The following is a 10,013-nucleotide window of genomic DNA, read 5'->3' as shown; positions in this document are numbered from 1 at the left end:
GGCCGGCCTCGCGGGCTGTTCCGGCGGTGGGGGCGGCGGCGACGGATCGAACTCGGGATCCTCGGGCGACGAGATCGGTGGGACCGTCACGGTCTTTTCGGGGTCGGCGTTCGTCGACGCCGGGATGGAGGAGGCCTTACACGAGGCGGGCGTGCCCGACTCGATCACGATCGAGATGGTCGTGCCGCCGCAGGACTCCGGCAGCAAGCAACAGCAGCTCCGGACCGCGATCAACGCTGAGGAGTCGGACCCGGACCTCGTTCTGACGGACAACGGATGGACGATCCCGTTCATCGTCCGCGACGACCTGGTCAATCTCGAGGAGGAGATGGACGACGAGTTCATCTCTCGAGTCAAAGAGGAAGGTGTCCAGTCGATGATCGACACGGGGACGCACCCCGAGACCGGCGATCTGTACTCGATCCCGACCTTCCCGGACTACCCGGTCATCACCTACCGGAAGGACCTGCTGCGGAACGCCGGATACGGCGACTCGGACTTCGACACGTGGCGGACCGACCCGCCGACGTGGGAGGAGTTCTCACAGATCGTCTCCGAGGCGCAGACCTCTGACGTGGACTACGGTCACCTCTGGCAGGGGAACAACTACATCGGGCTGGCCTGCTGTACGTTCAACGAGTTCCTCACGAGCATGGGCGGCGCCTTCTTCGGCGGTGAGGACAACCTCTTCGGACCGATCGGTGACCGCCCCGTCACCCTCGACTCGGAGGAGTCGATCGACGGGATCGAAGCCGCAGTGGACCTCATCCACGGGGAGGGCCTCTCGCCGATGGACATCGCTGGGGTCTCCCCCCCGGAAGTGGCCGGCTGGATCGAACCCGACACGAAGAGCACCTTCGAGGCCGGGAGCGCGGTCACGCAGCGCAACTGGACCTACTCCATCGGCGGGGCCGTGAGCGCCTTCGAGGGGTCGGACATGGAGCTCGGCGTGATGCCGCTGCCGAAGGGCCCGAACGGGTCCTGGCACGCGCAGGGCGGATGGATCATGTCCATGAACCCGTACACCGACAACATGGCGTCCGCGAAGGAAGTGATCAAGGCGTGGTGGGAGGACTCGGTCCTCCAGCAGCAGTTCGACGCGGCGAACTACATGCCGCCGAAGCCGGAGCTGTTCAGCTACGTCGAAGAGAGCGACACGTACGGGCCGTACTTCGAGGCGCTCCAGTACTCGGCGGAGAACCTGATCCCGCGGCCGACGACCTCGGTGTGGCCGAACCAGCGGACGGTCGTCGCCAACGAGGTCAACTCGGCGCTCCGACAGGAGAAGACGCCCGAGGAAGCCGCGAGCGCGATGCAGGAACAGATCGCCGCAATCGAAGAGCAGTCGGGGTGACGGCGTCCGATTGACCGGCTCCCCTCCCCGGCGGCGTCGCGGGGGGAAGGAGTCGAAATACATGTAAAACAGCCAACAATGATAAATATTCGCACGGAAAACAGGCGGGCGATGCTCGTACCACAACGGCGGGCAGTCACGGGGGGTGTTGATCGCCGTGGCAACTGAACAGGGCAGGACGCAGATGTCGGGCGGGTCAGACGGCGTCCTGACGGGACTCGCGACGTGGACGGAGAACCTGAGCGAGCAGGCGTACGCGTATCTGCTGCTGGTACCGGCGTTCCTCGTGCTGTTGCTGTTCGCGTTCTGGCCGCTCGCGTCGGCGATCAGGATGTCGTTCTTCGCCGACGTGCTCACCGGCGGTCAGCTGGGCGAGTTCTCCGGGATAACGAACTACGTCCAACTGCTCACGAACACCAACGCGCTGGCGCCGGCGGCGTTCGTGGACCCCTCGTTCCAGACGCCGGTTTTGGAACAGGCGCTGTTCATGACGATACTGTTCGCCGTGTTGAGCGTCACCGGCGAGACGCTGCTCGGGTTCCTCTACGCCATGCTGATGAAAGCCGAGTACAAGGGCCGACGGCTCGTTCGGCTCCTCATCATCCTGCCGTGGGCGATCCCGATCGTCATTCAGGGAATGATCTTCTTCCTGCTGTTCCGGCCCGGGTACGGGCTGTTGACCGAGCCCCTCCAGCAGCTCGGAATCTTCTCGAATCTGCCTCTCAACACCACCTTCGACAGCTTCGTCATCGTGACGGTGGCGGACATCTGGAAGACCTCGGCGTTCATGGCCCTCCTGATCTTGGCGGGGTTAGAGAGCGTCAACCAGGACCTCTACGAGGTGGCCGACGTGATGGGCGCGTCGCGCTGGCAGCGGTTCCGATACATCACGTTCCCGCTGGTCTTCCCCGTGTTGATGGTCGCGATGCTGTTCCGGACGATGGGCGCGCTCCGGGTGTACGGCATCATCGAGTCGACCACGGTCGGCTGTTCGACCGTCCCGTCGATGACCTGTCTCGTGACGCAGTTTATGTTCGGGTCCGCGACGCTGTACGGCTCCGCGGCCGCCGTGAGCGTCCTGATCGCCATCGTCGTGGGACTGTTCATCATGGTGTACCTCGGATTCATCCGACGGAGCAACCAGAGCCTGGGGTTAGCGTAATATGAGCATCGACGCACGCAACCACGACGACGCGGAAACGTTCGACGGCTCCGGCGACGGAACCGGCGACGAAGAGAACAAATCCCGCATCGCGCGGTGGGCCAACGACTGGATCCAGAACCCGGAGAAGGCGTACGCCGTGATGTTGGTGTTCCTCGGTGGAGTGCTGTTGACGACCTCGCTGTTCCCGCTGTACTGGCTGTTCAACGTCTCGATGGCGCCGCCCGGACAGACCGACATCCCGCTCCTTCCGACGACGATCGATCTGTCGGTGTTCATCCAAGTGTTCCAGCAGGTCCCGTTCGCGCGGTTCATGTTCAACAGCCTGTTTTACGCGTTCACGGTGACGGTGTTCGTGCTCCTCGTCGGAAGCCTCGCCGGGTACGCGTTCGGGCGCTTGGAGTTCCGCGGGAAGACGCCGCTCCTGTTCTCGCTGCTGGTGCTCAGCTTCTTCCCGCCGGCGACGCTGTTCATCCCGCTGTTCCGGGCGTTCAACCAGCAGGTACCGATGCTCGGGCTCTTCACGCTCCCGGTCGAGATATACGGGACGCCCGGCGCGGTCGTCACGCCGCTCAGCGCGTTCACGATGCCGCTGGCGATCTTCATACTGACGACGTTCTACGGCCAGATCCCGGACGGGCTCGAAGACGCCGCCAGAGTCGAGGGGACGACCCGGCTCGGCGCGCTGTTCCGCGTGATCATGCCGCTCTCCGCCCCCGGCGTCGCGACCGCGGGCATTCTCACCTTCATTACGGTGTACACCGAGTTCTTCTTCTCGTTCCTGATGACCGGCAACAGCGCGGCGGAGTGGGCGCCGGTGGTCGACGGCGTCATCGCGTTCCAGACGCAGTACACCGTCCGATACGACCTTCAGGCGGCGGCGAGTCTGATCGCGATCGTTCCGGTCGCGATCCTCGTCGTCGTCGCACAGGACAAGATCATCAGCGGGCTCACCCAAGGAGCACTCAAGGAGTGACCACACATGTCACGAGTACAACTTACTGACGTCACGAAACGGTACGACGACGTAACGGCGGTTGATAACATGAACCTCGACCTGAAAGACGGCGAGTTCATCTGCTTGGTCGGTCCGTCGGGGTGCGGGAAGTCCACGACGCTCGAGACGATCGCCGGCCTCACCAAGCCGACGTCGGGTGAGATCCTGATCGGCGACCGCGAGGTGACGAACCTCCCGCCGAAGGACCGCGGGATCGCGATGGTGTTCCAGAACATCGCGCTGTTCCCGCACATGGACGTGTACGACAACATCTCCTTCGGCCTGCGGCTTCGAGACTTCCCGCAGGACGAGATGGACGAGCGCGTCGACGAGGCGGCGCGAGTCGTCCGAATGCAGGGGATGCTCGACCGGATGCCGAGCGAGATGTCCGGCGGTCAGCGTCAGCGCGTCGCGATCGCGCGAGCGATCGTCCGCGACCCGGACGTGTTCCTGATGGACGAGCCCCTGGCGAACTTAGACGCCAAGCTGCGCGTCAACATGCGGACCGAGCTTCAGCGGCTCCACAAGCAGCTGGACACGACAATCATCTACGTCACGCACAACCAGGCCGAGGCGATGACCATGTCGGACCGGATCGCCGTCCTCGACAAGGGACAGCTCCAGCAGATCGCGCCGCCGCTGACCTGTTACAACGAGCCGGCCAACCGGTTCGTCGCGGGATTCATCGGATCGCCCTCGATGAACTTCGCCGACGCCACCGTCGGCGACGGCACTCTCGACGCGAACGGCTACTCCATCTCCTTCGACACCACGGCGATCGACGGGGTCGGGACCGGCGACGCGGTGGAGTTCGGCATCCGTCCGGAGGACATCTACCTCAAGAGCAACAGCGCCGAGGCCGAGGACCCGAGCAGGACGTTCTCGGTCACGACCGACGTGCTCGAACCGATGGGCGACGAGATCTTCGTCTACCTGAAGCCGATCCTCGGCGCGTCGGGCGAAGCGGCCGACTTCGAGGAGCGACAGGGGCTGTTGATGAGCGTCGACCCGTCGAGCGACATCAGCGAGGAAGAGGACGTCGAGATCGTCATCGACCGCGCGCGCCTCCACCTGTTCGACGACGCCTCCGGCGACGCGATCTCGCACGGGATCGTGGCCGATTCGGAGATCGGGACGGCCGACGACGGCGTGCAGGCCGACTGAGCGGCCGCTCGCATTTTCCCTGTGGTCCCCTTCTGCGATGTGCGGTCAGTGACCGCCGCCTCGCGATCGATTCCCGGCCGGTTCGCTCTCGAACAGTCGGAACGTCCCTCAGAGCCGATAGACGACCGCCTCGTACGGTCGGAACTCGCTCCCGGACGGATCCGAAGGCGAGCCCCGGTAGTTGCTCGCCATCACCGCGGCGGCGGCGGTTTCGACCGCCGTCGACTCGGACGTCGGGCGATCCGCGGACCAGTTGAGAACGACGAGTACCCGCTCGTCGCCGAGCGTCCGCGTGTACGCGTACAGTTACGTCAGTCGATGTCTACGACCGTGATCTGGTGCGCCTCGACCGCCTCGATCATCGCGCCCCATCCCCCCACTTCGACGGGGCCGTCGTCCGTCTCGACCACGATCGCGACCTGTCCGCCGTAGCTCGCGATGACCTCGGCGTCGGTCGCGTCCTCAGGGCCGGTGACGATGACCTCGGCGATCGGACCCTCGACGACCCTGTCCGCGCCCGTCTCGGTGTCGGCCCCCTCGACTCGAACGCTGACGGTCGCGCCGTCCCGGAGGAGCGGCGCGACGTCACGGACGCAGTAGCGGATGTCGACGTACTCGATCGGGGGTTCGTCGCCGATCGACGAGTAGATCGGTTCCCACGTGTCCCACTGCGTCGTGAGGAAGTACCAGTGGAACACGTACGTGTGGGTCCGGTCGTCGACGAGGACGCCGTACTCGTTCGTCGACCCCGCGTGCGGCGCGAAACACGTCTTCGTCCGGTCGACGATCACCGCGAACGGCGAGGGGAGCCGCCGGTGGCGCGCCTCCGAGCAGACGTCGCTCAGCTCCGCCGGGTCGGGGAGGGCCTCCTCGCTCCCGTCGGGGGTGTGGATGGAGAGGTTCACGCGGACGCCGCGCTCGGTCGCCTCGCGGAGCGCGTCGCGCAGCCGCTCGAAGTCGTCGACGCCGAGCGAGACGTTCACCTGCGACTCCGCGCCGCGGATGAACTCGTCGGCGTTCTTGATCACCGTCTCGAACCGCGTGACGATGCTCACCGTCGACCGCTCGACGCTCGGCTCGTTCCAGCGGCGCTCGATCTCCTCGGTCGCGTCCGTGAGTCGGTTCGCCCGCGACTGCAGGTCGTCGGTGATCTCGTCCAGGTCGTTCGCGCGGGCGTACATCGACTCCTGCTCGTACGTCTCGATGTACCCCGCGCTCTCGAGGTCCCGCAGCACGTCGTAGATGCGCGGGTCGGGGACGCCGCTGGCGTCGGCCACGCGGGTCACCGGCGCCGCGCCGAGTTCGAGGACCGTCACGTACGCGTCCGCCTGGTACGGCGAGAGCCCCGCGTCCTCAAGCGTGTCGGTCAGCTCCGCGCGTTTCACGGCGGCCACCCGTCGCCGCGGACGCGGTCGCCCTCGCCGGTTCGGCCGGTCGATCGTGTGGTCATGGTTCGAACTACCACGGCCGTAATAAAACGTTTTATTACCGGAGATTGGGGGCGCGCTCGTCGCTCTCCTCCGTCGTTCGTCGGGCCCCGCCGGGCGAGCGCCGGCGCCGGGTCGGAGCGACTGAAAAGGCTTTATTCGGTTCGTCGCGGACGGATCGTATGGACGATTCGCGCCCCCAAGGTGACTCGCCGTCCCGATCGCGCTGGACCCGCGATCAGGCCGCGGGGATCGAGCGCCGCCGCGGGAACGTCGCGCCGGCGGCCGGCGATCCGACCGTCGACCCCTTCCCCGACCTCCACGTCTGGGACACGTGGCTGCTCCGCGACCGCCGCGGCGAGATCGCCGACGTCGACGGCTGGCGGCTGGCGTTCTCGCTGACCGCCACGGCCGACCTGCTCCCGGGCACCCGTCACGACGTCGCCGCGATCCGCTGTTTCTACTCGGCCGACGGCGAGCGCTGGCGCGACGCCGGCCCGGTGTTCGACGGCGGCGCGCTCGGCCAGCGTCAGTGGGCCGGATCCGCGCTGTACGACGACGGCGACGTCTACCTCTACTACACGGCCGCCGGCCGCGACGACGCCGACGAGCTGACCTACACCCAGCGGATCGCGGTCGCGCACGGCGGCGCGGTCGCCGCGACGGACGACGGGGTCGAACTCGCGGGGCCGTGGACCCACGAGACGCTGCTGGAGCCGGACGGCGAGTGGTACGAGACGGAGGCGCAGTCGCGCGGGATGACGTACACGTTCCGCGACCCATGGTTCTTCGAGGACCCCGCGACCGGCGAGACGCACCTCCTCTTCGAGGCGAACGTCCCGGCGCCGGAGCGTGAGGGCGACGACGCCGAGACGACGGAGCGGCGGGCGTTCAACGGCTGCGTCGGAGTGGCGGGCTCCCCCTCCGGCGACCCNNGCTGTACGGCTTCGTCGCCGACGCGTTCGAGGGACCGTACCGCCCGCTCAACGGGACCGGACTCGTCGCGACGAACCCGCCGGAGGCGCCGTACCAGGCGTACTCGTGGATGGCGTTCCCCCACGCGGAGGAGGTGTTGGTCCAGAGCTTCCTCAACTACCACGACTTCGGGGGCGACTCGCTCGACGCGATCGCCGAGCTGCCCGAGGCCGAACAGCGGGACCGGTTCGGCGGGACGCTCGCGCCGACGCTCCGACTGGCGGTCGACGGGGACCGCACCCGGCTGCTCGGGACGCTCGACGCCTGGCGGGTGCCGACCCCCGACGAACCGCTCCCGGTGGCGGACGGCTCGGAGCTCCCCGACGACCTCGACGGCGGCGTCCCCGAGGCGAAGGCGGGAGTCGGGGCCGAGTACCTCGGCGAGTACTGAGGGTACGGTCGGGGAGTACCGAAGCGGCGACGGCCGGGCGACGACCGAAGCGGCGACGACTACTGTTCGCGGGCGGCGGGGTCGCCCGCGGCGTCTCCGCTCGACGCCCCGTCTTCCGGCGGTTCCATCGCGCCGTCGAGGCGCCACGCCGTCAGCCGCGGGATCGACGCGCGCCCGCCCTCGGCGACCGCGGAGACGTCGACCGCGTCCTCGCGGGTCGGGTAGACGCGGCTGGTCAGGCAGTGCCGCTCGTTGGCGTATATCTCGACGACCGATCGGTCGACGAACACCCGCAGCGACAGCGGCTCGTCGTACGGCGGGACCGACATCGACTGCGGATCGGTGAAGGCCTCGGAGTCGCCGCTCGACGGCGCCCGATCGACCGTCAGCGTGCCGTCGCGCTCGTAGCGGATCGGCGTGTGCTCCGCGCGGTCGGGCGCCTCGAACACCGACAGCTCGACCGCCTCGGCGTCTTCCAAGGCGATCTCCGCGTCGATCTCGATCGTCGCCCCGGCGGCGTCGAGCCGCCGTCGGTCGCCGTCGGCGAGGCGCACGTCGCGGTGGTCGGCGATCCGGTCCGCGCGGAGGTCGGTCACCTCCGCGGCCGGGCGCTGTCGGAGGTCGCCGTCGTCGCCGAGTTCGATCACCCGCGGGAGCGACAGCGCGCCGGACCAGCCGGCGTCCCACTGGCCGGCCGGGTCGCGGGCCTCGGGGAGCCACCCCCACGTGAGCGTCCGGTCGCCGTCCTCCAGCGACTGCGGCGCGTAGAAGTCGCCGTGGTCGAGCAGGCCCTCGGCGTCGACGTCGAGCTCGCCGTCTTCGAGGGTCCCGAGGAAGTAGACGACGTTCTCGTAGTCGGAGACGTGGAGGAGCCGCCGGTCGCCCAGGTCGAGCAGCTCCGGGCACTCCCAGACGGCGCCGGCGTCGGGACCGCCCGCGAGCAGGGGGCCCTCGTAGGTCCACTCGCGGAGGTCGTCGGCGGTGTACAGCAGCGCGGCGCCCCCGCCGTCGGAGAGCCCCGTACCGACGAGGTGGTACCACGTGTCGCCCTCGCGCCAGACGTTGTGGTCGCGGAACTCCGCGCGCCAGTCGTCGGTCTCCAAGACGTCGAGGTCGGCCGGCGGCGCCTCGATGACGGGGTTGCCGTCGTACTTCTCCCACGATCGGAGCCCGGAGTCGTCGGCGGTCGCGAGACAGGGGAGCTGGTCGCGGCCCCGCCCGCCGGTGTAGAGGACCGTCGCCGTGCCGTCGTCGTCGACGGCGCAGCCCGACCAGCAGCCGTCGCGGTCGGGGCCGTCGGGCGAGGGGGCGAGCGCGACCGGCTCGTCGCGCCACGTGACCAGGTCGTCGCTGACGGCGTGGCCCCAGTGGATGGTGTTGTGGTACGGGCCGCCGGGGTTGTACTGGTAGAAGACGTGGTACCGCCCGTCCCATCGGACGAGCCCGTTCGGGTCGTTCAGCCAGTTCGCGGGCGCCGTGAGGTGGTAGGCGGGGCGGCCGCCCGGGCCGTCCTCGCCCGTCTCGTCCACGCGCTCGCGGAGCCGACGCATGTCGGCGGCGGTCTCGGGTCGACTCGGAACCGGACCGGACGACGCGAGGCTCCGGAGACACCCCGCGAGCAGCCGGTCCCGAGTCGCGCCGAGGTCCCGGTCGCTCTCGGGGTGGCCGTCCGTCGGCGGCTCGGCGAACAGCACGGGCGCGCCGATCCCGAGGACGGCGCCGTCGCCGGCCGGCCACGAGACGACCGTCACCTCCTCCGGGACCTCGGTGCCGCCGCGGACCGTCGAGGCGAGCGGCTCGCCGTCGGCGGGGAGCACGCGCTCGTATCGCACCCCGGGCACCGTCCCGCGCCGCCGGACCGCGTGGCGGAGCCCGTCGAGCGCGTCGAGCGCGGGGTGGTCGGCGCGCAGCGAGCGCCAGAGCACGCCCGTCGGCTCCCCGAGCGCGTCGTCGCCGACGCGGTCCGGGGGGACCGACTCGACCGAGAGCGCGTCGACCGCCGCGAACGCGTAGAGGCTGAGACAGAGGCCCCCGCCGTCGGCGAGGAACGCCTCGATCGCGGGCGCCGCGTCGGCGAGGGGAGTCGCGCCGCCGAGCGGGCGGTCGCGGTGCCACCAGAGGACGTCGAACCGACCGGCGCCGTCGCCGACGCCGGCCCCCGGATACGACTCGCCGAGCGACTGCGAACCGTCCGCGTCCCCGGGGGTCGGCGTCGTCGGCGGGGCGACCGCGCCGCGCTCGTCGAGGGCGTCGAACGGGACGACGTCGGCGGCCGCGCCGTCGCGGGCCCCGATCCACTCTGCGGCGGCGCGCTGCTCGGCCGTGGGATCCCCGTCGACTAACAGCCCGACGCGGAGCGACGAATCCGTCATACCCGTGTTCACTCGCCACCGAATCAAAACCGTGTCGTCCCCGCGGCGGAGCCGGCGCCACGGAGCGGTCGCGTCGGAGCGGTCACCAAGTGGCGACCGCGTAACCGTCGACGGGTCGATCGGGGGGGATCGCTCGGGGGAACGTAACCGTCAGCGGCAACGACCGGCGGG

The 10,013-nt window shown here is 69.0% G+C and carries 6 protein-coding genes and 1 pseudogene; 5 read left to right on the top strand and 2 right to left on the bottom strand.

Going from position 1 to position 10,013, the window contains the following annotated elements; translation table 11 throughout:
• The 4 genes from DJ75_RS14960 to DJ75_RS14945 all read left to right on the top strand — a co-directional run.
• Positions 1 to 1,354: extracellular solute-binding protein (locus DJ75_RS14960; protein ID WP_094525219.1), on the top strand; the 1,354-nt coding region annotated here is incomplete at its 5' end.
• Positions 1,355 to 1,538: 184 nt separating this feature from the next.
• The gene (locus DJ75_RS14955) at positions 1,539 to 2,516 is read left to right on the top strand and encodes a carbohydrate ABC transporter permease (protein WP_094525218.1); all 978 of its coding nucleotides are present in this window, start codon (positions 1,539 to 1,541) and stop codon (positions 2,514 to 2,516) included.
• 1 nt (position 2,517) lies between these two features.
• Positions 2,518 to 3,492, top strand: a complete 975-nt coding sequence (locus DJ75_RS14950) for a carbohydrate ABC transporter permease (RefSeq protein ID WP_094525217.1) — start codon at positions 2,518 to 2,520, stop codon at positions 3,490 to 3,492.
• 6 nt (positions 3,493 to 3,498) lie between these two features.
• Positions 3,499 to 4,677 carry an ABC transporter ATP-binding protein gene (locus DJ75_RS14945; RefSeq protein WP_094525216.1) on the top strand — a complete coding sequence of 393 codons (1,179 nt, stop codon included), beginning with the start codon at positions 3,499 to 3,501 and terminating at the stop codon, positions 4,675 to 4,677.
• 311 nt (positions 4,678 to 4,988) lie between these two features.
• Here the strand turns inward: DJ75_RS14945 and DJ75_RS14940 are convergent, their stop codons facing one another.
• Entirely contained in the window at positions 4,989 to 6,062 is a 1,074-nt protein-coding gene (locus DJ75_RS14940; RefSeq protein ID WP_094525226.1) for a TrmB family transcriptional regulator, read from the bottom strand.
• A gap of 224 nt (positions 6,063 to 6,286) precedes the next feature.
• Here DJ75_RS14940 and DJ75_RS14935 point away from each other — a divergent pair.
• Positions 6,287 to 7,470 (top strand): annotated as a pseudogene (locus DJ75_RS14935) (glycoside hydrolase family 68 protein).
• 59 nt (positions 7,471 to 7,529) lie between these two features.
• Here the strand turns inward: DJ75_RS14935 and DJ75_RS14930 are convergent.
• Complete coding sequence (locus DJ75_RS14930) at positions 7,530 to 9,842, bottom strand: glycoside hydrolase family 32 protein (protein ID WP_094525215.1); 2,313 nt, start codon at positions 9,840 to 9,842, stop codon at positions 7,530 to 7,532.
• Positions 9,843 to 10,013: the final 171 nt, after the last annotated feature.

The organism is Halorubrum sp. Eb13, assembly GCF_002252895.1.
GTDB lineage: Archaea > Halobacteriota > Halobacteria > Halobacteriales > Haloferacaceae > Halorubrum.
The sequence above is the reverse complement of the archived record's forward strand: the minus strand, read 5'-3'. Positions and strand labels throughout refer to the sequence as shown.

Coding starts and splice junctions, on each gene's coding strand:
- DJ75_RS14955 (WP_094525218.1), top strand. CDS start 1,539: ATGTCGGGCGGGTCAGACGGCGTCCTGACGGGACTCGCGACGTGGACG.
- DJ75_RS14950 (WP_094525217.1), top strand. CDS start 2,518: ATGAGCATCGACGCACGCAACCACGACGACGCGGAAACGTTCGACGGC.
- DJ75_RS14945 (WP_094525216.1), top strand. CDS start 3,499: ATGTCACGAGTACAACTTACTGACGTCACGAAACGGTACGACGACGTA.
- DJ75_RS14930 (WP_094525215.1), bottom strand. CDS start 9,842: ATGACGGATTCGTCGCTCCGCGTCGGGCTGTTAGTCGACGGGGATCCC.